At 62.8% G+C, this 25,681-nt stretch carries 26 protein-coding genes and 1 pseudogene; 9 read left to right on the forward strand and 18 right to left on the reverse strand.

The window, feature by feature from the left end; genetic code table 11:
- Window positions 1–19: 19 nt before the first annotated feature.
- The 4 genes and pseudogenes from mdcA to dctP form a co-directional block, all read right to left on the reverse strand.
- Window positions 20–1,687, reverse strand: coding sequence for a malonate decarboxylase subunit alpha (gene mdcA / locus RC54_RS14825; RefSeq protein WP_058895872.1), 1,668 nt, complete (start codon window positions 1,685–1,687; stop codon window positions 20–22).
- Window positions 1,688–3,038 (reverse strand): annotated as a pseudogene (locus RC54_RS14830) (TRAP transporter large permease). It abuts the gene before it with no gap.
- Window positions 3,035–3,613, reverse strand: coding sequence for a TRAP transporter small permease (locus RC54_RS14835; protein ID WP_061789521.1), 579 nt, complete (start codon window positions 3,611–3,613; stop codon window positions 3,035–3,037). The pseudogene RC54_RS14830 and the gene RC54_RS14835 overlap by 4 nt, the downstream one beginning before the upstream one ends.
- Window positions 3,610–4,632 carry a TRAP transporter substrate-binding protein DctP gene (gene dctP, locus RC54_RS14840; protein ID WP_058895874.1) on the reverse strand — a complete coding sequence of 341 codons (1,023 nt, stop codon included), beginning with the start codon at window positions 4,630–4,632 and terminating at the stop codon, window positions 3,610–3,612. The genes RC54_RS14835 and dctP overlap by 4 nt, the downstream gene beginning before the upstream one ends.
- A gap of 146 nt (window positions 4,633–4,778) precedes the next feature.
- Here dctP and RC54_RS14845 point away from each other — a divergent pair, with 146 nt between their 5' ends.
- Complete coding sequence (locus RC54_RS14845) at window positions 4,779–5,447, forward strand: GntR family transcriptional regulator (protein ID WP_061789520.1); 669 nt, start codon at window positions 4,779–4,781, stop codon at window positions 5,445–5,447.
- A 25-nt stretch (window positions 5,448–5,472) separates the two neighbouring features.
- On the opposite strand, the gene RC54_RS14850 is transcribed toward RC54_RS14845, so the two are convergent.
- The 4 genes from RC54_RS14850 to RC54_RS14865 form a co-directional block, all read right to left on the reverse strand.
- Window positions 5,473–6,372 carry a pseudouridine synthase gene (locus RC54_RS14850; protein ID WP_017450291.1) on the reverse strand — a complete coding sequence of 300 codons (900 nt, stop codon included), beginning with the start codon at window positions 6,370–6,372 and terminating at the stop codon, window positions 5,473–5,475.
- A complete protein-coding gene (locus RC54_RS14855; RefSeq protein WP_061789519.1) occupies window positions 6,369–7,706 on the reverse strand; it encodes a type II toxin-antitoxin system HipA family toxin in 1,338 nt (445 codons plus the stop codon). Before RC54_RS14855 ends, RC54_RS14850 begins: the two co-directional genes overlap by 4 nt.
- Entirely contained in the window at window positions 7,703–8,005 is a 303-nt protein-coding gene (locus RC54_RS14860) for a helix-turn-helix domain-containing protein (RefSeq protein WP_058895877.1), read from the reverse strand. The genes RC54_RS14855 and RC54_RS14860 overlap by 4 nt, the downstream gene beginning before the upstream one ends.
- Window positions 8,006–8,225: 220 nt before the next feature.
- Entirely contained in the window at window positions 8,226–8,414 is a 189-nt protein-coding gene (locus RC54_RS14865) for a YjfB family protein (protein ID WP_058895878.1), read from the reverse strand.
- 206 nt (window positions 8,415–8,620) lie between these two features.
- Here RC54_RS14865 and RC54_RS14870 point away from each other — a divergent pair, with 206 nt between their 5' ends.
- Window positions 8,621–8,998 carry a type II toxin-antitoxin system RelE/ParE family toxin gene (locus RC54_RS14870; RefSeq protein WP_061789518.1) on the forward strand — a complete coding sequence of 126 codons (378 nt, stop codon included), beginning with the start codon at window positions 8,621–8,623 and terminating at the stop codon, window positions 8,996–8,998.
- Window positions 8,979–9,314, forward strand: coding sequence for a helix-turn-helix domain-containing protein (locus RC54_RS14875; RefSeq protein WP_017450286.1), 336 nt, complete (start codon window positions 8,979–8,981; stop codon window positions 9,312–9,314). Before RC54_RS14870 ends, RC54_RS14875 begins: the two co-directional genes overlap by 20 nt.
- Window positions 9,315–9,392: 78 nt before the next feature.
- Here the strand turns inward: RC54_RS14875 and RC54_RS14880 are convergent, their stop codons facing one another.
- The 7 genes from RC54_RS14880 to RC54_RS14910 all read right to left on the reverse strand — a co-directional run bounded on the left by RC54_RS14880 (window position 9,393) and on the right by RC54_RS14910 (window position 15,698).
- A complete protein-coding gene (locus RC54_RS14880) occupies window positions 9,393–9,581 on the reverse strand; it encodes a hypothetical protein (RefSeq protein WP_017450285.1) in 189 nt (62 codons plus the stop codon).
- A gap of 188 nt (window positions 9,582–9,769) precedes the next feature.
- Window positions 9,770–10,612, reverse strand: coding sequence for an anti-sigma factor family protein (locus tag RC54_RS14885; protein WP_061789517.1), 843 nt, complete (start codon window positions 10,610–10,612; stop codon window positions 9,770–9,772).
- Entirely contained in the window at window positions 10,609–11,166 is a 558-nt protein-coding gene (locus RC54_RS14890; RefSeq protein WP_058895881.1) for an RNA polymerase sigma factor, read from the reverse strand. Before RC54_RS14890 ends, RC54_RS14885 begins: the two co-directional genes overlap by 4 nt.
- A 17-nt stretch (window positions 11,167–11,183) precedes the next feature.
- Window positions 11,184–11,555, reverse strand: a complete 372-nt coding sequence (locus RC54_RS14895; RefSeq protein WP_017450282.1) for a COG4315 family predicted lipoprotein — start codon at window positions 11,553–11,555, stop codon at window positions 11,184–11,186.
- A 194-nt stretch (window positions 11,556–11,749) separates the two neighbouring features.
- Window positions 11,750–14,179 carry a putative bifunctional diguanylate cyclase/phosphodiesterase gene (locus RC54_RS14900; RefSeq protein ID WP_061789516.1) on the reverse strand — a complete coding sequence of 810 codons (2,430 nt, stop codon included), beginning with the start codon at window positions 14,177–14,179 and terminating at the stop codon, window positions 11,750–11,752.
- A gap of 44 nt (window positions 14,180–14,223) precedes the next feature.
- Window positions 14,224–14,907, reverse strand: a complete 684-nt coding sequence (locus RC54_RS14905; RefSeq protein WP_061789515.1) for a methylamine utilization protein — start codon at window positions 14,905–14,907, stop codon at window positions 14,224–14,226.
- 170 nt (window positions 14,908–15,077) lie between these two features.
- On the reverse strand, window positions 15,078–15,698 hold the full coding sequence (locus RC54_RS14910; protein WP_058895884.1) for a TetR/AcrR family transcriptional regulator: 621 nt from the start codon (window positions 15,696–15,698) through the stop codon (window positions 15,078–15,080).
- A gap of 262 nt (window positions 15,699–15,960) precedes the next feature.
- Between RC54_RS14910 and RC54_RS14915 the strand changes: the two genes are divergently transcribed.
- The 4 genes from RC54_RS14915 to RC54_RS14925 are packed head-to-tail and all read left to right on the forward strand — an operon-like array spanning window position 15,961 to window position 20,463.
- Complete coding sequence (locus RC54_RS14915; RefSeq protein WP_061789514.1) at window positions 15,961–17,463, forward strand: efflux transporter outer membrane subunit; 1,503 nt, start codon at window positions 15,961–15,963, stop codon at window positions 17,461–17,463.
- Between the two features lie 6 nt (window positions 17,464–17,469).
- A complete protein-coding gene (locus RC54_RS25890) occupies window positions 17,470–17,592 on the forward strand; it encodes a hypothetical protein (RefSeq protein WP_255220993.1) in 123 nt (40 codons plus the stop codon).
- 31 nt (window positions 17,593–17,623) lie between these two features.
- Complete coding sequence (locus tag RC54_RS14920; RefSeq protein ID WP_061789513.1) at window positions 17,624–18,850, forward strand: HlyD/EmrA/EmrK family protein; 1,227 nt, start codon at window positions 17,624–17,626, stop codon at window positions 18,848–18,850.
- A 38-nt stretch (window positions 18,851–18,888) separates the two neighbouring features.
- Window positions 18,889–20,463 (forward strand): DHA2 family efflux MFS transporter permease subunit, encoded by a 1,575-nt coding sequence (locus tag RC54_RS14925; RefSeq protein ID WP_058895887.1) that lies wholly within the window; start codon window positions 18,889–18,891, stop codon window positions 20,461–20,463.
- Here the strand turns inward: RC54_RS14925 and RC54_RS14930 are convergent.
- The gene (locus tag RC54_RS14930) at window positions 20,460–21,377 is read right to left on the reverse strand and encodes a LysR family transcriptional regulator (RefSeq protein ID WP_061789512.1); all 918 of its coding nucleotides are present in this window, start codon (window positions 21,375–21,377) and stop codon (window positions 20,460–20,462) included. The two genes, RC54_RS14925 and RC54_RS14930, sit on opposite strands and share 4 nt — an antisense overlap.
- A 115-nt stretch (window positions 21,378–21,492) precedes the next feature.
- Here RC54_RS14930 and RC54_RS14935 point away from each other — a divergent pair, with 115 nt between their 5' ends.
- Both RC54_RS14935 and RC54_RS14940 read left to right on the forward strand, forming a co-directional pair.
- Complete coding sequence (locus RC54_RS14935) at window positions 21,493–22,479, forward strand: aldo/keto reductase (RefSeq protein WP_058895889.1); 987 nt, start codon at window positions 21,493–21,495, stop codon at window positions 22,477–22,479.
- Between the two features lie 38 nt (window positions 22,480–22,517).
- Window positions 22,518–23,441 (forward strand): Gfo/Idh/MocA family protein, encoded by a 924-nt coding sequence (locus RC54_RS14940; RefSeq protein ID WP_058895890.1) that lies wholly within the window; start codon window positions 22,518–22,520, stop codon window positions 23,439–23,441.
- Window positions 23,442–23,626: 185 nt separating this feature from the next.
- Here the strand turns inward: RC54_RS14940 and fghA are convergent, their stop codons facing one another.
- Both fghA and RC54_RS14950 read right to left on the reverse strand, forming a co-directional pair.
- Window positions 23,627–24,475 carry an S-formylglutathione hydrolase gene (gene fghA / locus RC54_RS14945; protein ID WP_061789511.1) on the reverse strand — a complete coding sequence of 283 codons (849 nt, stop codon included), beginning with the start codon at window positions 24,473–24,475 and terminating at the stop codon, window positions 23,627–23,629.
- A 10-nt stretch (window positions 24,476–24,485) separates the two neighbouring features.
- Window positions 24,486–25,592 carry an S-(hydroxymethyl)glutathione dehydrogenase/class III alcohol dehydrogenase gene (locus RC54_RS14950; protein ID WP_017450265.1) on the reverse strand — a complete coding sequence of 369 codons (1,107 nt, stop codon included), beginning with the start codon at window positions 25,590–25,592 and terminating at the stop codon, window positions 24,486–24,488.
- Between the last annotated feature and the right edge of the window lie 89 nt (window positions 25,593–25,681).

A 25,681-nucleotide genomic window follows, 5' to 3' on the forward strand; every position in this document is an offset into this window, starting at 1 on the left:
CGCTTTCATTGCAGATGGCTTACCAGTTGCGGAAGCGCTTGGGCGGGTTGTACAACCCACCGGAAGCCCGCACCAGATCTTTCATGTTCTTGGCCGCCAGCAGGTCGCGGGTAGCCATTCGCTTGTCGATGCCCAGATCTTCGGCGCGGCGGATGATGCCGCGGTCGCGCAGGTTTTCCACCATGCGCTTGTCGCGGCCCATGCCCACGGCAGTGTAACCAGCCACGCCGCGGATGGCTTGCTCGCGCTCTTCCTCGGTACGGCACAGCAACAGGTTGGCGATGCCTTCTTCGGTGAGGATGTGGGTGACGTCATCGCCGTAGATCATCACGGGTGGAATCGGCATCTTGGCTTGCTCGCCCAGTTGCCAGGCATCGAGTTTTTCGACGAAGGCCGGCTGCATGTGTTCGCGGAAGGTTTCCACCGTCTGCACCACCAGCTTCTGCCCGCGCGGGATGGTATTGCGACCGGCACGCGCCTGCTGACCAGCCTTGAGCCAGGCTTCGCTGGCGTGGCGGCGTCCTCTGGCATCCGCACCCATGTTGGGGGCACCGCCGAATCCGGCGATGCGACCCAGCGTGGCCGTGGAAGAATTGCCCTGCAAGTCGATCTGCAAGGTGGAACCGATGAACATGTCGCAGCCATAGTGGCCGGCCGTCTGCGAGAAGGCACGGTTGCTGCGCATGGAACCATCGGGGCCGACGAAGAAGACATCGGGACGGGCGCGGATATAGTCTTCCATGCCCAGTTCGGAGCCGAAGGAATGCACCGACTCCACAAACCCGGCTTCGATGGCCGGAATCAAGGCCGGATGCGGATTGAGCGCCCAGTGCTTGCAGATCTTGCCGCGCAGGCCCAGCGATTCGGCATAGGTCGGCAGGATCAGCTCGATGGCGGCGGTATCGAAACCGATGCCATGGTTCAGCCGCTGCACGCCGTATTCGGCATAGATGCCCTTGATGGCCATCATCGCCATCAAGACCTGGATCTCGGAAATCTGCGCCGGATCGCGCGTGAACAGCGGCTCGATGTAATGCGGCGTGGGCGCCTTGATGGCGAAGCTCACCCAATCCGCAGGGATATCCACGCGTGGCAGCTCATCGACAATTTCGTTCACCTGCGCAATCACGATGCCGCTGGAGAAGGCCGTGGCTTCGGCAATGGCGGGCGTATCTTCAGTATTGGGCCCGGTATAGAGGTTGCCGTGGCGGTCGGCCGCCTGTGCCGCCACCAGCGCTACGCGCGGGGTCAGGTCGACGAAGTAGCGCCCGAACAGTTCCAGGTAGGTATGGATGGCGCCGATGTTAAGCTTGCCGGCCGAGGCCAGCTTGGCCAGGCGACCGGCTTGCGGGCCGGAGAAGGAAAAGTCCAGCCGGTCGGCGATGCCTTTTTCGAACACGTCCAGATGTTCCGGCAAGGCCAGCACCGAGAACAGCATGTGCAAGCCGTTCACCCGTGCCGGGTCGAGCGCGGCCAGCCCCTTGGCCAGGAAATCGGCCTGCTTCTGGTTGTTGCCCTCGACACAGACACGGTCACCGTTTTCCAGCACCGCATACAGGAGTTCGCCCAGTTGATCGGCGGGCGCGATCTTGCCCTGCAACTGGCTTCCCAATGCGGCGGTGGCGCGCGCCAGCCGCTGTTCACGGTTCTTCTGGCGCGCATTCCACACGCGTTCGCTACTGCTCATTTACTTGGCTCCCATCAACAGGTCAGGCAATACGGTCGCGATGCCCGGGAACATGCACAAGAGCAGGACCGCGAGAAACATCAGCGCCAGGAAAGGAATCGTACCCTTGATGACATCGCCCAAGGCGATATCGGGTGCGATGTTCTTGATCACAAACAGATTCAGCCCCACCGGCGTGGTGGATCAGCCCCATCTCCATGACCACGGTCATGACGATGCCGAACCAGATCAGGTCGAAGCCGGCGGCTTTCAACGGCGGCAGGATGATGGGCGCGGTCATCAGGATGATCGACACCGGTGGCAGGAAGAAGCCCAGCACGATCACCATGGCCAGGATCACCGCCAGCAGCAGCCACTTCGACAGGTGCAGGTCGACCACCCACTGCGCCGCCGACTGGCTGATGTGCAGATAGCTCATCACGTAGGAATACAGCAGCGACATGCCGATGATGAGCAAGAGCATCCCCGATTCCTTGATGGTGGAACTGAGAAAGGGTGCAATCTCGCGCGGCTTGTAGATGCGATAGACCACCGCGATCAACACCAGCGCCAGCAGCGCGCCCAGGCCGGCGGTCTCGGAGGGCGTAGCCAGACCACCATAGAGCGCCACCATCACACCGATCAAGAGGATCAGGAAAGGCAGCACGCGCGGCAGCATTTCCACCTTCTGCGCCAGCGTGAAATGCTCATCATCCAGGTAGGCCGACTTGGCGCCGCCTGCGGTATAGACCGCGTGCGCCAGCTTGTACTCCTTGCGCGCACGGAAGACGGCATAGCCGGCAAACAGGATCACCAGCAGCACACCCGGCCCGATACCGGCCAGGAACAGGCGTCCCAACGACTGTTCCGCGGCCACTGCATACAGGATCATGGTGATCGAGGGCGGCAGCAGGATGCCCAGGGTACCGCCGGCGGCGATGATGCCCGCTGCAAACCCGGGCGAATAACCGCGTCGACGCATCTCGGGAATGCCCGCCGAACCGATGGCCGAGCAAGTCGCAGGAGAGGAACCAGCCATGGCCGCAAACAATGCGCAGGCAAACACGTTGGCGATGCCCAGGCCGCCCGGCACCTTGTTCAGCCAGGCATGGATGGCCGAGTACAAGTCCTTGCCCGCAGGCGACTTGCCGATGGCAGCCCCCTTCAGGATGAACAGCGGAATGGACAGCAGCGTGATGGAAGCGATTTCCTCGTAGACGTTCTGCGTGATGGTATCCAGCGACGATTCCGGCATGAAAAAGTACATGAAGCCAGTGGCCACCACGCCCAGCGCGAAGGCAATCGGCATTCCCGAACACATCACCAGGATGGTGACCACGCCATAGAGCACACCCAGGGTCAGCGGACTCATTGCGCACCTCCGGCTTGCGGCGCGGGAACGGTGCCGGTAATACGCACCAGTACCTGCACCAGCAGTTGCAGGGTGAGCATGGTCATGCCCAGCGCCATCAGGGAATAAGGAATCCACAGCGGTGGCGCGAAGGTCGAGGAAGTGGTCTGCCCTTCCACCCAGGCTTCATGGAACAAGGTCCAGGATTTCCAGGTGAAGAAGGCACAGAACAGCAAGGACACCATATCCACGATGAACATGCGCACTTGGTTGGCCAGCGGCGAGAGCAGCCCTGCCAGCGCCTCGATGCCGATATGGCCGCGCAGCGACTGCACATAGGCCGAGCACAGGAAGATCACCCCCACCAACATGAAGACCGAAGCTTCATCCTGCCAGTCGGTGGGCTGATGGAAGAAGTAACGCACCACCACCGAATAGGTCAGGATGCAGGAGGTGACCAGCAATGCGATCATCCCGAGGAACACGGCCACGCGATGGTAAGCCCGCAGAAAGGCCGCCAGCCACGCCACCGGAGCGCTGGCCGGAACGACCGGGCGCGCCGCAGCCGCGCCAGGCATCTCGAAACCGTGGCTCATAGGGTCTTCTCCGCCAGGGCCAGCAGCTTGGCGCAGCTGGCATTACGCCCGGCGAAGTCCTTCCAGGCGGTATTGCGGGCGATGTCCTGCCACTTCTTGACCACCTCCGCGTTCAAGTCCACCACCTTGGCGCCGGCCTTCTGGTACACCTGGGCCACGGCGATGTCATCGGCCTGGGCGGCCTTGGTGGCGAACTGCTCCATCTCGGCGCCCACCGCCATGATGACGGCCTGCTGGTCCTTGGGCAGGCGCTCGAAGACGGCCTTGGACATCATCAACGGCTCGAACATGTACCAGTAGGCCTTGTCGCGTCCGGTAGTGAGGGCCTTGGCCACTTCTTCCAGGCGGAAGGACATGAAGGAGGTCGAAGACGTCATGGCCGCATCCATGGCACCGGTCTGCATGGCGGCATAGATTTCATTGGAGGGCAGGGTCACCACGGCCGCTCCCGCTTCCTTGAGGATCAGGTCCATCTCGCGCGAACCGCCGCGCACCTTCATACCTTTCACATCGGCCGGATCGACGATGGGCTTGCCGCGCGAGGCCACCCCGCCGGCTTGCCAGATCCAGCTGACGATGACCACGCCCTTCTCGCCCAGCACACGGGCCAGTTCCTTGCCGACTTCAGCATTCTTCCAGGACGCGCCCTGCTGGTACGACGTCACCAGGCCGGGCATGAGGCCGATATTGGTTTCCGGCACTTCGCCGCCGGCATAGTTCAGCGGCACCAGCGACATGTCCAGCGCGCCCTTGCGCAGGGCCGAGAACTGGGCATTGGTCTTCATCAGGGAAGAACCGGGATAGATCTCGAATTTCAGCGCGCCTTTGGTGCGTTCGCTCACCTGCTGGGCGAAGGTACGCACCAGGCGGTCGCGAAAGTCGCCTTCGGTGATCGTGCCACCGGGAAACTGGTGCGAAATCTTCAGCGTGGCCGACTGCGCCCACACCGAGGGAACGGCGCTGGCAAGCGGGGCGGCGGCGAGGGCGCCGAGGAAATGGCGGCGGGTCATGGTGTTCATTGGGTGTCTCCTCCAGGATTGATGGAACTACGTGTGTTTTTATGCTCTCATCGTGTATACAATTTCATAGGAAACGCATACATTGTCAAGCATTAATCCTGTGGATCGCCCCCGCTTTACAATGCTTGCTTTAAAGGCAATTGATCATGGATACCCCCAAGACCCGTTCTGAAACCCTGCGCGAATCGATCGAAGAGATGATTGCCGTGGGCAAGCTGGCACCCGGCCAGCACCTGGATGAAACCTCGCTGGCCGAGCAGTTCGGTGTCTCGCGCACCCCCATTCGCGAGGCGCTGATCCAGTTGGCTTCGATGGGCATCGTCGAGATGCGTCCGCGCCGCGGCGCCATCGTGGCCGAGATCGGTCCACAGCAATTGATTGAAATGTTCGAAGTGATGGCCGAATTCGAGGCCATGTGCGGCCGTCTGGCCGCGCGCCGCATGACGCCCGCCGAACATGCCGAGCTGCTGGCGGCGCACCAGGCCTGCCAGGCGGCGCGCGACGCCAGTGACCCGGATGCCTACTTCTACCTCAACGAAGCCTTCCACGACCATATCTACGCCGGCAGCCACAACAGCTTCCTGGCCGAGCAGGCCCGGGCCCTGCACCGCCGCCTGCGGCCCTACCGGCGCCTGCAGTTGCGCGTCAGGGACAGACTCAAGATGTCCTTCGATGAACACCAGGCCGCGGTGGACGCCATCATTGCCGGCGACGCCGAGAGGATCGTGGAGGTGCTGCGCCAGCACATCATGATCCAGGGCCAACGCTTTGCCGACCTGGTGGCGTCGCTGCATCAACTGAAGTCGGCCGCCTGAAATAAAGCTGAAACGCTTGCGTTCTTCACAGGCTGCGCTGGCTGACGAAATGCCGCTCGCTGCCATCGAGTGGATCGATGAAGAAGAGCGAACGCGCCAGCAGCTTCAAGGGCTTGTCCAGGTCATCGGCCACCCCTACCGGCACGGCGTGCGGATAGAACAGGTCATTGAGGATGGGAATACCCAGCGCGGCCATATGCACCCGCAACTGGTGACGCCGGCCGGTGACCGGTTCGAGCTGATACAAACCCAGTTCCCCGCGCGCTTCCAGCAAGGAGATATGGGTCTCCGAATTGGGTGCACCTTGGGCCTCGTGCATCTTGAAGAATTGTTCAGGTAGTTCTTCCACACGGCTGCGATGCACCCGCGGTAGCTGGAGTTCCGGGCGCAGCGGGGCAATGGCTTCATATACCTTGAACATGGAGCGTTCCCGGAACATGGACTGGTACTTACCCCGGCTGGCGCGCTGGTGGGAAAAGACGATCACCCCGGCTGTCTCGCGGTCCAGGCGGTGGATGGGCACCAGGTCTTGCAGGCCGGTAGCTTTCTTCAGACGTACCAGCAGGGTTTCCTGCACGAAGCGGCCGGTCGGGATGACCGGCAGGAAATGCGGCTTGTCGGCCACCAGCAGGTGTTCATCAAGGTGCAGGATCTTTTCTTCGACCGGGATGCGTTCTTCCCCCTGGGGTAATTCGCGGTAGTAGAAGATGCAGTCGCCACTGCGATAAGCCGAATCCGGGCGCAGGTCTTCGCCGCGCTGGTTGCGCACTTCCCCCCGCAACAGGCGCTCGCGCCAGATCTCGGCCGGCACCGCCGTGAAGTGTTCGGCCAGGAAGGACAGCATGTCGCGCCACGGCCCAGGCTGCAACCAAAGATAACTGGGCGACAGACCATCGCGCATCGGCAGGGTCGGGGTCGGCCTCATGCACCCTCCCCGCTGGCGGGCTTTCTGCGCGCAGCACGACGGCGCCAGGCGGCCACGCTGGCATTGGCCTCCAGGTGCGCCAGCAGCCTAGTACGCTGGGCCTCGGTCAATGGCAGGCCGCCGATCAGGGCCGGCCATTGCGTCATGGCGCGCTCGACCGTCTCTACCAGCACGGCCTGCAGCCTGGGTTCTGGAATGCGCCACAGATTGGCCAGCTGGCGCAGGATGGCCGGCGTCAACAATTGCTTGCCCTTCTGCCCCGGCACGAAGGCCAGGGCATGACCATCCCCGCCCACGTAGGCGGCATAGGCCACGATGTCATAGGCCGGCGACAGAGCGGCGGCTTGCGGGGTGTGATACAGCAGGCTGAAGTTCTTCAGGTGGGCGTCGAAGTTGCCCAGCAATTCATTGACCTTGATGCGTCGCAGCAATTCAAAGACATCCTCCACCCCGCGGCTACTGCGTTCGGCCAGCACCACGCCGATGGCGGCATAGGTGCCCACATACTTGGCCCCGGGCGCAGTACCGGTGACCTGAGCGAAGTCTTCCATGTGCAGCCGGCCGGTCGGGGTGGGTGCATCGCGGTCGAAGCGCTGCACCAGCAGAAAGCGGCTGGCATCGTTGCGCAAGCCGAATGGCAGGTGATCGGCAATGGCCGACAGCGGCTCCAGGCTGAAGCGACAGGTCTGCACACCGGCTGCGGCGGCCAGCGTCAACGCGGCGAACTCGACCTGCGGCATGTTGGGGTAATCGGTGGCCGGCAGCTTGGCGATGAAATGGCTGCCCTGGCTATCCTTGGAGCGCATCACGTAGCGTCCACCCGGCTCCTGCACCAGCGCCAGCTTGGGCTGCACGCCCGAGAGCGATTCCCCGCCCGGCACTGGCAACTGGCCCGAGCTCATCTCGTAGCTGTCATGTCCCTGGCCCAGCAAGCGGCCCAGCTCGCGCTCATCGAGCTCCTCGGCCAGGGCCGAGACGTCGCCCGGCAAGTCGCGCCCGCAATAGGCCAGCAGGCCGAATTCATCATCCGGCGCCAGCCCGGCGCGCTGGATCAGGTGCTTGCGCAACTGCCCTTCCGGCAACAGGTTCTGGAAGAATGGCGGCAAGCCGCCCCGGCCATCGCCGCGATTGGCCGCCAGTGTCGGGTCGAGCAACTGGGCCCGCGTGCGCTCTTCGGTACTGGCCAGGTAGAGCTGCGACAGTACCGGGCGCTGCGGTCCTTGCAAGGCGTAGGCATCGTCGAAACGGAAGTAGCAGCGCCCATCATCGAGGGCGAACAACGAGCCCACCTCGCAATGCCCCAGGCGGATGCGCAACGAACGCAACATGCTCATGCGCCACCTCCCGGCCCCATCAGCGCTTGCAGACGCTGGCCCAGCTCGGTCTGGCTGCCGTTGCCCTGGGTCTCGGCCGCGCGCAAGGGTGCGGCCTGGCGCGGCAGCAGCAGCAGGTCCAGGTCCAGCGCATCGCACAAGGCCAGCAGCTTGACCAGCTCGATATTGCCGCGCCCGGTTTCCAGTGCCAGCAGGGTGTTGCGGTGCATTCCGGTCAGCTCGGCCAAGGCCATGGCGGTCAAGCCTCTTGCCTTGCGAGCACTACGGATACGGTGGCCGATGTCTTGCAGATTGGTCATGACAAGATCCAATTAAATGGTTCTTTTTAGATATGACTATTGTATTAGGCATCACATCAAATACAAGACCAATTTATTAGGCATTTTATTTTTTGACCAATTTATTATTATTTTTAAGATGGATGGCTGAATGAAACTTCAGCAGAACCACGGGCATAAACGAAAAAAACCGCAACCAGGCACGCGGCCGGCTGCGGTTTTCAAAAGCCTGTGGAAGCGCTCAGGCGGTGGTGTTGACGTTGCGCCCGATATTCGGATTGGCCGGCAACGGCGGCAATGCCTGCAACACACCAACGGCAGCTGCGGCCTGGGTGTTCAATGCCTTCTTCAGCATCAGCACATTGACCGAGTCCGAAGTCTGCGCCGAGGCCATGTTGGTAGCCAGCGATGCGATTTGATTGACGTCCATGGATCACTCCTTTTGGGGAAACCGGACAACAAGGTGCGCCGCCCGGTGCTTCATTTACGGCATTGGACTCTGTTTCTTTACATCAATCAAGAAAATTTTCGAGATACAGACAATTCTATCCACAGAAACCTCGATGATCTTCGATTGATTGCAGATCAATAAGTACTGGAAACGGCTATTTACCCGAACAGGTATAGCCTGTTAGGATGTTTACCAATGAGAAGCCGCTCGAGTGGATTGCGAGCAGCTACAAGGATCTGATGGCGCTGCCTGCGGAGGTTCGTCAGCGTTTCGGCTTTGCCCTGTCGCTTGCCCAGATGGGAGAGCGCGACGATACGGCCAAGGTCTTGAAAGGTTTCGGCGGTGCCGGGGTATTGGAAGTTGTCGAATACCAAATGGGCAATGCCTACCGCGCGGTCTCCACGGTGAAATTCGAAGAAGCGGTGTTCGTGCTGCATTGCTTTCAGAAAAAGAGCAAAAGCGGCATCGCCACTCCCCACACGGAGATGGACATCGTTCGGCCACGTCTCAACGTGGCCGCAGCAAGAGCCGAGGAATTGAAACATGCAAAAAAGAATCGTTGAAGAAACCGAAGTCCTTCGCAGCACCAGCAACGTCTTCGCGGACCTGGGATTGCCACAGGCCGACAAGCTGCGCATCAAGACCGGGCTGGTGATCGAAATCCGCAAGGCCATGCGCGCCCTTGGACTTACCCAGCAAGCGGCGGCACAGCGCATGGGGATTCCGCAACCGAAGGTGTCGGGCATGATGCGCGGTGACTTCAGCAATCTTTCCGAGCGCAAGTTAATGGATTGTCTGAATCGACTGGGTTATGACATCGATATCCGGGTGTGCCCCGCTACCGCTACGGTAGGACAATTGAAGCTCACGGTCGTCTGAACCAAAGCCCACCCCAAAAAAATCGCCCCCCCCAAGGGGTGCGATCGTACAGGCGCCAATGCGACACGCCCACGCCACCTAGACGATGGTATTGATGATGCGACCGATGTTCACATTGGCCGGTAAGCGCGCCACGGTCGCGGCCGCGCCGACCACATCATCCATCGCCGTCCTGGCCACCTTGGCCAGGTCGATGCCGACCGACTGCGCCGCCTTGTCGGCCAACCAGGCCGTGGCCACACCGCTGGCCAACGTTGCTAACTCCATATGAAACTCCTTGTCTGAAGGGCGCGAACCAGATGTCCGCCTGATCGTCCATGTTTCCCAATTCCCCCCAGCATGGTGGATCAGGCTTTACGTCATGGGTAAATGTGTTAGCGGCAGGCAGCGACGCCTCTTGACGGTGATTACCCCATCCTTACCCGCTTTTGCATGTGTAAACCAAGGCCCGACGTTCAGCGCACCGCTGGGCTAACCGGGGCCAATTGCTCGTAGACCGAGCTGGCGATGCGCGAGAGTTCGGTGCGGGGGATACCGGCAGACAGTGCATATCCGAACTGGCCATCGATCCAGTAGAAGACGTTGACCTTGCCTTCCTGGGCGAAGCGGAAACCCGTGTCGCGGTTCTGTACCTGCTCATGCGAGACATACAAGGTCATCCGCTGACCGGCTGCGTCCTGGTACATGAATTGCGCCACTGGTCCGCTCTGGCCCGGCAGCAGACGGCCGCCGATCAGGTCGTAACCCAGCGGGGCCAGCTTGGGGGCGCGCACGTTGGCGCCCAGGCGGCGCGAGAGCCAAGTCACCAGGGCCTGCTCCTGGTCAGCGCCAACTTCCACCGGCCGCCGTATATCAGCGCTGAATACCGTATGCGCCACCGCCGCCTGGTGCGCCAGCAATACCGGAGCCGAGGCCTGCGCACCCCGCACCTTGGCGCTGCCGGCCAGGTCATGGGCAACCCAGCCACCCAGGCCACCGGCCAGCGTGAGCAATAGCATGGCCGCATAACGCCACCAGGAAGAATGATTGGCAGGCGCTTGGCGACGATGTTGCGCGGGGTCGCCAGAACCGGCCAGCACGGCGGCGGCCAGCCTTGGTGGCAGGGCTTCTTCCAGCACCGGATCGTAATGGGCGTGCAAAACGCGGTTCTGCGCCCGCCAGGCGCGCACACGTTGCAGATCGTCGGCGTGAGCCGGGTCCTGTTCCAGCCAGGCGGCAATCTTGCTGGCACGCGCCGCCGGCAACTGGCCGTCGGCATAGGCGTGCAACTCTTCTTCGGAAACAGCCGGGGTCTTCATTTCACCACCTTCAGGGTCGAGCCGGCTTCGCCACGGCCACCGGGCCCATCCATCGACTGCCGCAGCCGTTCACGGGCACGCGAGAGGCGCGACATCACGGTGCCAACCGGAATGCCCAGGGTAACCGCGACGTCTTCGTAACGCATTTCTTCCAGTACGACCAGCAGCAGCACTTCGCGCTGTTCGGCCGGTAGCCGTTGCAGTGCGGCTTCCATATCCAGTGCCAAGCCTTGGTCGGGCAGCAAGGGCGTGGCGCTGGCCTCGTCGGCCTGCTCCAGCTCCACCGTGGCCAGCGCGGGCTTGCGGCGCTGGTCGGCGTGCAGGTTATGCATGATGGCAAACAGCCAGGGGCGCATATCACTGCCGCGCTGGTAGCTGTCCAGCCGTTGCCAGGCGCGCTCCAGCGTGTCCTGCACCAGGTCGTCGGCGCTATCGCGCGCGCCGGTCAGGGCGCGGGCGTAGCGACGCAGGCGCGGCAGGCAGGCGAGCATGGCTTGCTCATCGGCCTGACGTTCGTGCTGCTGTCGCTGTTGCCGGGTGGTACGTCCGAACATGGCGAGCGCCGGGTGCCTCAGGGCTTGACGATGTGCCAGACGTCCTTGACGTTGTCACCGGTGCGGTCACCCGGTTTCTTGTCGGATTCGTACAGGTACAAGGGCTTGCCCTGGTAGGCCAGTTGGGCGCTGCCATCGTCGCGGGTCACGGTGGAATAAGGGGCGGCGGGCGTGCCCATCGGCGCCACGGGCGGCCACAGCTTGGCGCAGGGGCCGTTGCAGACGCTCTTGCCGCTGTTGGCACTGTCCTTGTCGAAGGTGTAGACGGTCATGCCGTGGGCATCAACCAGGATGCCATCCATGGTCTTGACACCTGCCCCCTGGGCCGATGCGGTGAACGAAGCCGAGGCACAGGCCAAGGCCAGCAGGGAAGTTGCGAGCAGTCTCATGTCATTTCCTTTCGTGGTCGGGTTGCGCGTCATGCCATACCCATGCCGACGTATACGAGGGGCGGTCCAGCTTTATTCCCGTCCCCGGAAAATATTTTTCTAACGCGTGACCGCGTCGGGCTGCGTCGGTGCCAGCAGCGTCCAACCGGCGCTGTTGTTGGTCTTGTTCATTCTGCCCCTACCCCTTGGGATTATCATGTCGTCCCGGCTATGCCCGGACGCTGCGTTGAGCCGACCAGGTTACCGGACAACGCCGACCTGTGCGGTACGCGCCATTGCTGCCGCCATTCCAGGAAGTGTTCCACCGGCATCGGCTTGCCCATGAAATAACCCTGCCCCTGGTCGCAACCCATCTGCCGCAGCAGGAACCAGACTTCCTCGCTTTCCACCCCTTCGGCCACCACGCGCAGCCCCAGGTTGTGGCCGAGGTCGATGGTGGAACGCACGATCTTGGCGTCATCCTGGTCCTGCGCCATCTTCATGACAAAGGATTTGTCGATCTTCAGTTCATCCACCGGCAAGCTCTTCAGATAGGCCAGCGAGGAATAACCGGTGCCGAAATCATCGATGCTCAAGGCAAAGCCCATGGCCGAGAGTCGCTCCAGGGTGTTCTGGGCGCGTCCCGGATCATCCATGATGGCGCTTTCGGTGATTTCCAGGCAGAGTGCGTCGGGCGTCAGGCGATGGCGCTCCAGCATCGCGGCAAATGCGACTGGCAACTCCTGGTCCAGCAAATCGCGGGTGGAGAGATTGACCGAGAATTTCAAGGACAGGCCTTGCGCCTGCAATTGCGCCGACAGGCCGGCCACCTTTTCCATCATCCACAGGGTCAACATGCGGATGAAGCCGGTGGTTTCGGCAAAGGGAATGAAATTGTCCGGGCCGACGAAGCCCTTTTCCGGGTGTACCCAGCGCACCAGCGCCTCGGCCCCGATCACCGCGCCGGTGCCCAGTTCCAGCTTGGGTTGCAGGTATAGCATGAATTCATCGCGTTCCAGCGCGCGCCGCAGTTCGGACAACAGCGACAGGCTTTCCTGGCTGCTCTGGTCGATTGCCGGATCGTAGATCACCACGCCGCTACCCTTGCGCTTGGCGGTGTACATCGCGACCTCGGCACGACTGAGCAGCTCGCCACTGGTCTGGCCATGCGCGGGATAGCCGGCTACGCCGATACCGGCGCCCAGGTCCACCGTCTGCTCCTGCAGCGACAAGGGCTGTTCCAGCACGCGCAGGATATGCGTGGCCTGGGCCAATGCACCATCGAGATCGACCTCGGGCAGCAGGATGGCGAATTCATCGCCGCCCAGGCGCGCCATCTTGGCGCCCGCGTGCAGCAACTGGCCGGACAGGCGCAGCGCGACCTGGCGCAGCAGATCGTCGCCGAAGCTGTGGCCGAGCACGTCATTGACTTGCTGGAAGCGGTCCAGATCCATCATCAGGATGTAACAACTGCCCCCGCCACTGCGCTGGACCTGGGCAATCGCCTCCTTGAGCAGATCGGCAAACTGCACCCGGTTGGGCAGGCCAGTCAAATGGTCCTGGTACGCCAGGCGACTGATCTTCAGTTCGCGGTTGGCGATCTCCGAACGCATGGTCTCGAAGGCAGCGCCGAGCCGGCCGATTTCATCCTGGCGCCGCAGGTACAGACCTTCGCTGTAGTCGCCCTCCCCCAGACGCTTGGCCACCGCCGCCAGCTCGCGCAAGGGGCTGGTGATGCGGCGTGCCATCACGGCACTGGCCAGCGCCGCCACCAGCACGCCCAGCACCGTGATGCTGAGCAGGATCAGTTGCAAGCGCTGATAAGGCGCCACGGCTTCGCTGACCGAACGCTGCAGCACGGCCACCGCTTCCTGGCCATTGCTGGCACGCGCCAGCGGCAGGATGCGGGCGCGGTACTGGTTGTCGTCAATCTGCAGGTCGGTGGCACCGGCCAGGCCCATGTCGGTGTGGCCGGCCTGGCTGGCCAGCATTTGCGTCTGGGCAACCGGCAGGGTCGAGACATCGCTGCCCCAACTGCCGCTGTCACGCTGGCGCACCAGGATCGAGACCTGCAATTGCGACAGCGCCCGCATGTCATTGACCAGCGCCGGCCCCACCGGGAAGCCCATCACCACCCAGGCGATGGTGACCGGCGCCTTGACCGGCACGGCCACGATCTGGAACAGCTTGTCCCCCACCACGGCGCTCTCAGCAGCGCCATTGGCGTTGCCATTGCCAGCCTTGCGCACCAGCTCCAGGCTCACGCGCTGCAGCTCGGGGTCGGCCAGCTCCAGGGTGGAGGCATGGATGCGGCCATCGGTGCCGACCAGCATCCCGATGGTGGCGCCGATGCGCGCCCCATGGTTGGCCAGCACCGAGGCGATGGTGTCGCGGTCATCAGTGCCGATGGCCTGGCGGAATCCAAAGTCCGAGGCCAACAGGCGCGCACCCTGGGTCAGCTTCTGGGCGTTCTGGTCCAAGAGGTGCGTGAAGACGCGCTCGCCGATCACCAGTTCGTCACTGATGGCGCTGCGCGCATTGCGATCGATGGCGGTTCTGATCGCCACGAAGCCGGCCACTTGCACCACCACGATAAGGATGATGAATAGCGCGACGATCTTGCTTTCCAAACGGTATAGACGCACCCGGGCCCCGTTTCCTGTTGACTGGATGATGGGCGATGCGCGCCTTACAGCGGCACCGCCTTGACATTGAGCTTGATGACGGCCCGACCATCGCCCTGCACTTCCAGCGGCTGCTCCAGCGCCGCCTGGTTCGGCCCCATGGTGAAGTACCAGGCCTTGAGCGTATAACGGCCATTGGGCAAGCTCTCCAAGCGAACCGACCCACTGCGCTCGGTGACGCCGAAATAAGGCGTATTGACCACCTGCACATAGGCCACCATCTCATCATGGATATTGCAGCCCAATACCACCGTACCAGGCTTGTCGAACAGCACCGGACTGCCCGGCACACCGGAATAGAGTTTCAGCTCAAAGGTCTTGGCCGGCGAAAACGAATAGACGTGATGCCGCACGGTGTCATGATTGGGGAACAGGATGGGCGTCCCCGTCTGCACCACCGTAACCAGCGGCATGAAGGTCTTGTTCTTCTGCTCGATCTCGACCTGGCGCGGCTTGGCCGGTGCCGGCGCCCCGCCTGCCGGTTCGGCGTAGACCACCGCATTGGGCAGCGGCTGGCCGGCGTTATCCAGTACCTGCACCGCCACCTCCGCCGCCTGCGCCCCCAGGCTCCAGGCCGCCGCCCAGATCAGGAAAACGGACTTGGCGGCGGCGTGTCTCATGTTCTTTTTCTGCATATTGCTGTCACTGAAAATGGGTTCGAGGACTTTGATGCATGGCAGGCAGATCATGCATCCTGCACTATACGCAAGCCCCTTGGCCTTCATATCGGGATGTTTCTGAATTGTTGCACGGCAATATACACGCAAACGGCCAGGCAACCCAATCTCGGGGCCGCCTGGCCGTTTGCCGCCCAAACCTTCACTTAGGTAATTATGCCTGTGAAAGTTCTTGAAGTTCTTCAAGCATCGCTGCGCTGCGCAGTCAGATAACCGATCACCGCCGGCAGGATCTCCGGCCGCACGCTGCCCGGCGACACCCCGCCCGGGCCGGTCAGTACTACGGCCTTGATGAGCGCCTTCAACATGCGCTGCACCACGAAGGTGGCCACGTCGATATCGGGCGTGGTGATGCTGTGGCGATGCTTTTCCAGCACCCGGCGGATGGCATCGAAGAAGCCCTGGCGAATCTCGGTGGAAACCGGCAGGTTGTAGGCCGGGAATTCCTCTTCCAGGATGCGGTTCAATTCCGGCTCCAACAGGTGGGCCGCCACCAGCGCGCTGATCAACTTGTCGAAGTCGCTGGAGAGCGTACCGGAGTCGTCGATATGCGCCACCACGTCTTCGAACAACGCCAACATGCGGGTGGCATGGCGCTCGCGCAGGGCAAAGATCAGGGCATCCTTGTTCGGGAAATACTGGTACAGCGAACCGACGCTGATGCCCGCCGATTCGGCCACGAGATTGGTATTGGTCTTGGCATAACCGCGCTCGACCAGCACGCGCGACATGGCATCAAGGATGGTATCGACCATCGCCCGCGAACGTGCTTGGCGAGGTTCTTTTCTGGGTTGCAGTTTCATTGGCAGCTTTGATAAGGAATTCGCCCCGCCCCCGATGCGAATTCTCAACGTGAGTGATTGTTCGTATATCCAAGTATAATACGAAAGATGAGTTTTTACTCGCCGACCCCAGGATAGTACTCGTAAATCCGGTCCCGCGCATTGCGCCGCATCAGGCTAGTGCCACAAGACCTCTAGGCCGATTGCCCATCATCCAGCCGGGCGCGGGTCGCGAAACGCAAAAAAAGAACTCGTATCGCCAATACTCTTCGTGGAGAACTCTATGAAACGCATCACGTCGCCCGCCTCCCGGCCGCGGGTGATCGCCACCCACGCCGTGCTGGCCGCCCTGATCGGCGCGCTTGCCCTGTCTGGCTGTGCCAGCTTCGACGGCATCGGCAGCGACAAGCAATTGGCGCAGGCGCGCGACTTCAACACCCAGCGCAGCCTGTCTGACCCCAATCCCGGCGCCCCCGACGGCCAGTGGCCGGGCAGCGACTGGGTCCAGCAGTTCGGCGACGCCCAGTTGACGGCGCTGATCCAGGAAGCCCTGGCCTCCAGCCCCAACCTGCAACAGGCGCGCGCCCGCATCGGCGCCGCCGCGGCCCTGGTCGAAGCACGCGGGGCACCGCTGCTGCCCAGTGTGGATGCCCAAGCCTCGGTGATCCGCAACGAGTTCTCCAGCACCTCGATCTACCCGCCGCCCTATGGTGGCAACTGGTACAACGAGAAAAAGGCGGGACTCAACGTCGGCTACGAACTGGATCTGTGGAACAAGAACCAGGCCGCCCTGGCCCAAGCCATCTCCAGCGAAAAAGCCGCCCAGGCCAGTGAACAGGAAGCGCGCCTGGCGCTGACCGCCTCCATCGTCTCGGTCTACAGCCAACTGGCTGCGCAATATGCCGTGCAGGACATCCTGCAGCGCACCGTACAGCAACGCAGCGCCCTGGAGAGCATCACTGCCGAGCGCCTCAAGACTGGCCTGGACAGCCAGATCGAACGCAACCAGTCGCGCACCAGCAGCGCCGATGCGCGCGCCCAACTGGAGCAGAGCGCCGGCCAGATCGTGCTGCTGCGCCAGCAACTGGGCGCACTGACCGGCCGCGGCCCCGACCGCGGCCTGCAACTGGCGCCGCCCACCCTGCAGAACCTGGCCACCCCTGCCCTGCCGGCCGAGCTGCCGCTGAACCTGCTGGGTCGCCGCCCTGACATCGTGGCCGCGCGCTGGCAGGTGGAAGCCGCTAGCCGTGGCGTGGACGTGGCCAAGGCCCGCTTCTACCCGGACATCAACCTGAGCGCCATGATCGGCTTCGACAGCCTCATGGACAGCAACCCCTTCACCGCCGCCAGCAAGAGCATCGCCTTCGGCCCGGCGATCACGCTGCCGATCTTCGAAGGCGGTGCGCTGCGCGCCGGGCTCAAGGGGGAATACGCCAACTACGAGCTGGCCGTGGCCATCTACAACAAGACCTTGAACGATGCCTATGCCGACGTAGCACGCCAGATCGCGGCGATCCACTCGACCGAGCGCCAGTTGCCGATCCGTCGCGAAGCCCTGCAAGCGGCCGAGCGCGCCCATGACCTGGCACGCGAACGCTATCGGCTGGGCCTGATATCGCACCTGACCTTGCTCTCTGCGGAGACCGGTGTGCTAGCCCAGCGCCAGTCGCTGGTAGCCCTGCAGGCGCAGCGCCGCGAGCAGCAGGTTGCGCTCTACAAGGCTCTGGGCGGCGGCTTCGACGCCCAGCAGGCCGGGTTGGCCTACAGCGCCGCCCCGCCGCACTGATGGGCCATGCTCGGCACCAATGCTTGCGCCAGAAGTGAAGTTTTGAACCCAATCCATCCCGCCACCGGCCTCTCCACCGTGCCGCCGGTGACCGGGACGGCCGCCTGTTCCAACAGCCAGGCCGACTGACCGCCTACAAAGAGATAGAACGGAGTCCTCCATGAGTGACAGCACCACCCAAAACAATCCGCCCGCCAAGGCCAACGGCAACGGTAATGGCAAACGCACCCGCCAGTTGATCCTGCTGACCGTGGTCCTGGTGATCGTGGCCGCCGCCTGCTTCCTGTACTGGTTCCTGCACGCGCGCTTCTTCGAAGAAACCGATGACGCCTACGTGGGCGGCAACGTGGTCCAGATTTCGGCCCAGGTCGGCGGCACGGTCGTGGCCGTCAAGGCCGATGACACCCAACTGGTCAAGCTCGGCCAACCACTGGTGGCGCTGGACGCCGCCGACACCAAACTGGCCCTGGACCAGGCACAGGCCGCGCTGGCCCAGGCAGTGCGCCAGACCCGCCAACTGTTCCTCAACAATGACACGCTGGCGGCCAACGTGGCTGCCGCCGACGCCAACCTGGCGCGCGCCCGCGAAGACCTGCAACGCCGCCAGGCCGGCTTGTCCTCCGGCGCCGTCTCGCAAGAAGACGTCTCGCACGCCCGCGATGCCCTCAAGAGCGCCAGCGCCGCCCTCGACCAGGCACGTGCCGCTGCCGCCGCCAACCGCGCCCTGACCGACCACACCAGCGTGACCGAACACCCCAACGTGTTGCAGGCCGCCACCGCCGTGCGCAATGCTTACCTGAACTACGCCCGCGTCAACATCGTGGCGCCGGTCTCGGGCTTCGTCTCCAAGCGTTCGGTGCAGGTCGGCCAGCGCATCGCCGCCGGCAATCCGTTGATGGCCATCGTGCCGCTGGAACAGATCTGGATTGATGCCAACTTCAAGGAAAGCCAGTTGCAGCACATCCGCATCGGCCAGCCAGTGGAAGTGATCGCCGATGTCTATGGTTCCAGCGTCAAGTACAAGGGCACCGTGATCGGCTTCTCGGCCGGTACCGGTGGCGCCTTCTCGCTCTTGCCGGCACAGAACGCCACCGGCAACTGGATCAAGGTGGTGCAGCGCGTGCCAGTGCGCATCGCCCTCGATCCTGAGCAGGTGCGCGCCCATCCGCTGCGCATCGGCCTGTCCACTACCGCCACCGTCGACATCCATGGCGACGGACGCACGCTGGAAGCGGTGCCCACCAATTACCAGACCAATGTCTACAACGACCTCGACAAGCAGGCCGACGCCATCGTCGAGCGCATCATCAGCGACAACGCCAGCGGCCTGCCGCAGGCGCGCAAGGGCAAGGCCAGCGCCGCACCGGTGATGGTGCCGCACACCTGATCGGCGACCGCTGCCTTCACTGGACAATGACTTAAGCCATGGCCAACAGCCCTACTCCCCCCAAGCCTTACACACCGCCGCCACCGCTGAGCGGCGCCAACCTGGTGCTGGGCACCTTGTCGGTGTCGCTGGCGGTGTTCATGAACGTGCTGGACTCTTCCATTGCCAACGTCGCCATCCCGACCATCTCGGGCAACCTGGGCGTGTCTGTCGATGAAGGTACCTGGGTCATCACCTCCTTTGCCGCCGCCAACGCCATCTCCATTCCACTGACCGGCTGGCTCACCCAGCGGCTGGGGGCGGTGCGCCTGTTCGTCACCTCGGTGCTGCTGTTCGTGCTGGCCTCGTGGTTGTGCGGACTGGCGCCCACGCTGCCCATCCTGCTGGGTGCGCGCGTGTTGCAGGGCCTGGTGGCCGGCCCCATGGTGCCCTTGTCGCAATCGCTGCTGCTGGGGGCCTACCCCAAATCGAAATCCTCCTTCGCGCTGGCGCTCTGGGGCATGACCGCAGTGGTGGCGCCGGTGGCCGGGCCAGCGCTGGGTGGCTGGATCACCGATAGCTATACCTGGCCCTGGATCTTCTACATCAACATCCCGGTGGGCCTGATTGCGGCTGGCGTCACGCTGGCCATCTATCGCTCGCGCGAGACCCCCACCCACAAGCTGCCCATCGACAAGATCGGGCTGGCGCTGCTGGTGACCTGGGTGGCAGCTTTCCAGATCATGCTCGACAAGGGCAAGGATCTGGACTGGTTCGCTTCGCCCACCATCGTCACCCTGGGCTTGATCGCGCTGGTGGCGTTTGCCTACTTCGTCGTATGGGAACTCAACAATGACCATCCGGTGGTGGACCTGCGCCTGTTCGGACGACGCAATTTCGCCGGCGGCACGATTGCCATTTCGATCGGCTATGGCGTCTTCTTCGGCAACCTGGTGATCCTACCGCAATGGCTGCAGCAATACCTGGGCTATCGCTCCATCGACTCGGGGCTCTCGACGGCACCGATCGGCATCTTCGCGGTGATCCTGATGCCCTTGATCGGGCGTTTCCTGCCGCTGGTGGATGCGCGCAAGGTGGCCACCGCCTCCTTTATCGGCTTTGCCATCGTGTTCTGGCTGCGCTCGCGCTACAACCTGCAGGTGGACCAAATGACGGTGATCCTGCCCACGCTCTTGCAGGGCATCCCCACGGCCATGTTCTTCGTGCCGCTGACGGTGCTGTTGCTCTCGGGCCTGCCACCGGAGCGCATCCCGGCCGCCGCCGGACTGTCGTCCTTCGTGCGGGTCTTCTGCGGGGCGGTAGGCACCTCGATCTCGACCACCGCCTGGAACAATCGCACCATCCTGCATCACGCCCAACTGACCGAACACGCCACCCCCTACAGTCCGTGGCTGCAAGAGAGCGTCAACAACATCAGCAGCACTCTGGGACTGAACGCCGAGCAGACCGCCGGGATGCTGGAGCGGACCATCACCTTCCAGGCCGCCATGCTGGGCATCAACGATATCTTCTATGTCTCGGCGGTGATCTTCATCGTCATCATCCCGCTGATCTGGATCATCAAGCCCTCCAAGGGCGGCGCCGGTGCGGCAGAGGCGTCGGCGGCGCACTAGCGCAAGCGCGCCAACCCATGCTGCAAGCGGATGATATCGATCAGCTTGCGCAACGCCGGATGCGCATGGCGCCGGCTGCTGTAGTACATGTGAAAAGGCGCGCTGGGGGCGGCCCATTCTTCCAGGATGGCTTCCAGCGAGCCTTCATCGATTTCCTTGCTGATCCTTGCCTCCAGCAGATAGGCGATGCCGACCCCGGCCTTGGCCGCCGCAATGGTGGCGGCGGTATTATTGATCGTCACCAGACCCGGCACGCGGATACGCTGGCGGTACTTGCCGCGGCCAAACTCCCATTGGTAGCTGGAGTTATCCCCCAACAGTAATTGCAGGCAGGTGTGCTGCTGCAAGTCCTCCAGCGTCAGTGGCCGCCCGTGCCGATCCAGATAGTCCGGCGAGGCCGCCGCCACCCAGCGATGCGCACGCGTGAGCGGCGCAGTCACCATCCCCTCCGGCACGTAGTGGCCATAGCGAATGCCGGCGTCATAGCCTTCGCTGACGATGTCGATGGGCTTGTCATCAACCACGATGGTGAGCTTGACCTTGGGACACTGGCGCACGAACTCGGGAATGGCCGGCTCAATCAACAGATGCGCAGCATCGGCAAACACATTGATGCGCAATTCGCCCAGACTCCCTTCTGCCGAGCTCTCCAGTTGCCCCAGCGCCAGCGCGATCTGCTCGAAGCCCTCCTCCAGCCTGGCCGCCAGTTCACTGCCCGCCGCCGTGGGCGAGATCGCGCGGCTGGAGCGGTACAGCAACTGCGTGGACAGCCGCTCTTCCAAGCGCTTCATGGCATGGCTGGTGGCCGAGGGCGTCAAGCCAAGCTGGATGGCGGCGGCCTTGAAACTGCCGGTGCGCAGGATGGTCACGAACACCCGCAGATCGGAAAATTCGATATGGTCGAGGAGCGACATAGATGAATTTGAATCACTTCAAGAATGAATATGGCTCATCTTAAACCAGCCGCCCTCGCACGTGGCACGCGGTATAAATACGGCTTCATCAATCAGGCATTCACGGAGAACAGACATGAAATCAAGACGCTTTGGCCGCACCGGCGCAGAGGTATCGGAAATCGGCTTTGGCGCCTGGGCCATCGGCGGCTCGTGGGGCGATGTCTCGGCCCAGGATGCCAAGGCCGCGCTGCACGCAGCGCTGGATGCCGGCGTGAGCTTCATCGACACCGCCGATGTCTATGGCGATGGCCGCTCCGAGCAACTGATTGCCCAGGTGCTCAAGGAACGCGGCGGCCCCCGCCCCTTCGTGGCCACCAAGGCCGGACGCCGGCTCTCGCCGCATGTGGCCAGCGGCTACCAGCGCGACAACCTCACTGCCTTCGTCGAACGTTCACTACAGAATCTGGAGGTGGATTGCCTGGACCTGGTGCAACTGCACTGCCCGCCCACGGAGGTCTATTACCAGCAGGAAGTGTTCGGCTACATGGATGAGCTGGTGGCTGCCGGCAAGATTCGTCACTACGGCGTCTCGGTCGAAAAAGTCGAAGAAGCCCTGAAGGCCATCGAATACCCCAACGTCAAATCCGTCCAGATCATCTTCAACATCTTCCGCCAACGCCCCATCTCGCTGTTCCTGCACGAAGCGCAGCGCCGCGACATCGCCGTCATCGCCCGCGTGCCGCTGGCCTCGGGCCTGCTGACCGGCAAGATGAGCGCGCAGACCACCTTTGCCGCCGACGACCATCGCCAGTTCAACCGTCACGGTGAAGCCTTCGATGTCGGCGAGACCTTCTCGGGCGTGCCGTATGAAGTTGCCCTGGCGGCCGTAGAAAAGATCCGCACGCTGGTGCCGCCAGGCGTGTCGATGGCACAGTTCGCGCTGCGCTGGATCCTCATGGAAAGCGGCGTGAGTACCGTCATTCCCGGTGCGCGCAACGTACAGCAGGCACAATCCAACAGTGCGGCCAGCGACCTGCCGCCGCTTGCACAGGAGGTGATGCAAGCCTTGCGCGAACTCTATCTGCACGACATCGCCCCGCATGTGCATCAACGCTGGTAATCTGTGCGCCCATGCAACGATAACAATCCAAGGACACCATGACACCCATCAAGCTCGCCATTGCCGGCGTCGGCAAAATCGTCTACGACCAACATGCCCCGGCCATCAGCGGCAACCGGGACTTTGAACTGGTCGCCACCGCCAGCCGTAATCACAGCATCGATGGCGTGAGCGCCTACAAGAGCATGGCCGAGATGCTGGCCGCCGCGCCCGAGATCGAGGCCGTTTCCCTGTGTATGCCGCCCCAGTATCGCTATGCCGCCGCGCGCCAGGCCATTGCCGCCGGCAAGCACGTGTTCCTGGAAAAACCGCCCGGCGCCACCCTGTCGGAAGTCGAATCGCTCAAGAACCTGGCCGCCCAGCATGGCGTGACGCTCTTTGCCAGTTGGCACTCGCGCCATGCGCCTGCCGTGCAGGTGGTCAAGCGCCATCTGCAGCAACATGCCCCGCGCCAGGTCGAGGTGATCTGGCGCGAAGACGTGCGCCACTGGCATCCTGATCAGGAATGGATCTGGCAACCGGGCGGCCTGGGCGTGTTCGATCCGGGCATCAACGCCTTGTCCATCGTCACGGAAATCCTGCCGCAGATGATGTTCCTGACCAAGGCCGCACTGGAAGTACCGGCCAACCGCCAGACCCCGATTGCAGCGCGCCTGGCCTTCACCGACGCCCTGGGCACGGACGTGCAAGCCGACTTCGACTGGCGCCAGACCGGCGAGCAGACCTGGGACATCCGCATCGAGACCGACAGCACCCGGGTCCACCTGAAAAAGGGCGGACATGAACTGTTGATCAATGAAGTGCCGTGCGAACTGCCTGTGGAGGGCGAGTATCCCTCGCTGTATGAATATTTCTGCAAACTTATCCGCAACCGGGAGTCCGATGTGGACGTCGCACCGCTGCGGCATGTGGCTGATGCGTTCATGCTGGGGGAGCATATCGTCACGGATGCATTCGTTTGATGAGGACATGCGGCCTGGGGTCGCATCGCTTCAACTGACCGGCCCGGCTTCACATGGGCCGGTTTTTTCTTTAGAGCAGAAGCTCTCCAGCGCATTCAATTCTCACCATTGGACGATGCATAAAAAATGGGGGAGATGATGTCCATCACCTCCCCCATCATCGGACCCGCGATATACCAGCGACTTCACGCCATCAGGTTGCGATGATGGAAGCGCAAATGCTCCTCCACAAAACTCTCGATGAAGTAATACCCGTGGTCATATCCCTCATGCCGCCGCAAGCTCAAGGGCTGTGAAGCCTCCTTGCAAGCGGCTTCAAAGCGGTCCGGCAGCAATTGCTCCACCAGGAATTTGTCGGCCAGTCCCTGGTCGATCAGGATGCCCTGCGGGTACGGTGCGTACAGCTTGCGCATCAATTCGCTGGCATCGTGCTCCTTCCAGCTTTCCTGGTCCGGGCCGAGATAATTGCCGAAGGCCTTCTGGCCCCAAGGGCAGTGGCGCGGCGCGACAATCGGGGCAAAGGCCGACACCGAGCGGTATAGCTCGCGATGGCGCAAGGCCAGCGTGAGCGCACCATGGCCCCCCATCGAGTGACCGAAAATGCCCATGCGCTGGGGATCGGCCGGGAAGTGCTCCAGCACGGCTCGGCGTAAGTCCTGCACCACATAACTTTCCATGCGGTAGTGCTGGCTCCACGGCGCCTGGGTGGCGTCAAGGTAGAAACCGGCACCCACGCCGAAGTCCCAGCTCTCACTTTCCCCGGCAATGCCGGCGCCACGCGGGCTGGTGTCGCTGGCCACCAGGATCAGGCCCAGCTCGGCCGCTACGCGCTGGGCGCCGGCCTTGATCATGAAGGTTTCTTCGGTGCAGGTCAGTCCGGCCAGGTAGAACAGTACCGGCAACTTGCCGCCCTGCTTGCCCTGCGGGGGGACGAACACCGAAAAGCGCATGTCCAGGCCGATGGCCGGCGCGGCATGGCGATAGAAGCCCTGCACGCCGCCAAAACAGCCGTGCTCGGAGAGAGTCTCCAGCATCGCGCTCTCCTCAGAACTCGACCACGGAGCGGATCGACTCGCCGCTCTTCATCAGATCGAACCCTTCATTGATGCGCTCCAGCGGCAGCTTGTGGGTGATCAAGTCATCGATGTTGAGCTTGCCTTCCATGTACCAGTCAACGATCTTGGGCACGTCGGTGCGACCACGCGCGCCGCCGAAGGCCGAGCCCTTCCAGACGCGGCCGGTCACCAGTTGGAACGGGCGAGTCGAGATTTCCTGGCCGGCGGCCGCCACGCCGATGATGATGGACTGGCCCCAGCCCTTGTGGCAGCACTCCAGCGCCTGGCGCATGGTGGTGGTATTGCCGATGCACTCGAAGCTGTAGTCGGCGCCGCCATCGGTCATGCCGATGATGGCATCGACCACGTTGGGTACGTCCTTGGGATTGATGAAGTCGGTCATGCCGAACTTGCGGGCCATGGACTCACGGGCCGGGTTCAGGTCCACGCCGATGATCTTGTTGGCGCCCACCATCTTGGCCGCCTGGATCACGTTCAAGCCAATACCGCCCAGGCCGAACACCACCACGTTGGCGCCCGCTTCCACCTTGGCGGTAAACAGCACCGCACCCACGCCGGTAGTGACGCCACAGCCGATGTAGCAGACCTTGTCGAAAGGGGCATCGGAACGGATCTTGGCCAGGGCAATCTCGGGCACGACGATGTAGTTGGAGAAGGTCGAGGTGCCCATGTAGTGGAACAGGGGCTTGCCATCCAGCGAGAAGCGGCTGGTGGCGTCGGGCATCAGGCCGCGGCCTTGCGTGGCGCGGATGGCCTGGCACAGATTGGTCTTTTGCGAGAGACAGAACTTGCACTCGCGGCATTCGGGGGTGTAGAGCGGGATGACGTGGTCATCCTTTTTCAGCGACTTCACGCCCGGGCCGACGTCGACCACCACGCCCGCGCCTTCGTGACCGAGGATGGCCGGGAAGATACCTTCCGGATCGGCACCCGAGAGCGTGTAATAGTCGGTGTGGCAGATGCCGGTGGCCTTGATCTCGACCAGGACTTCGCCAGCCTTGGGGCCGCCGAGTTCGACTTCCTCGATGGTCAAGGGCTTGCCTGCCTGCCATGCTACCGCTGCTCTTGTCTTCATAGGGATGGGTCCTTTGCTTGATGGGGTGAAGTAAAACGTCTTGCTCTTTCAGGAAAATTCAGTAGAACGAATGATCGGCTGAATTCATC

It is taken from the genome of Herbaspirillum rubrisubalbicans (assembly GCF_003719195.1).
GTDB classification, from domain to species: domain Bacteria; phylum Pseudomonadota; class Gammaproteobacteria; order Burkholderiales; family Burkholderiaceae_D; genus Herbaspirillum; species Herbaspirillum rubrisubalbicans.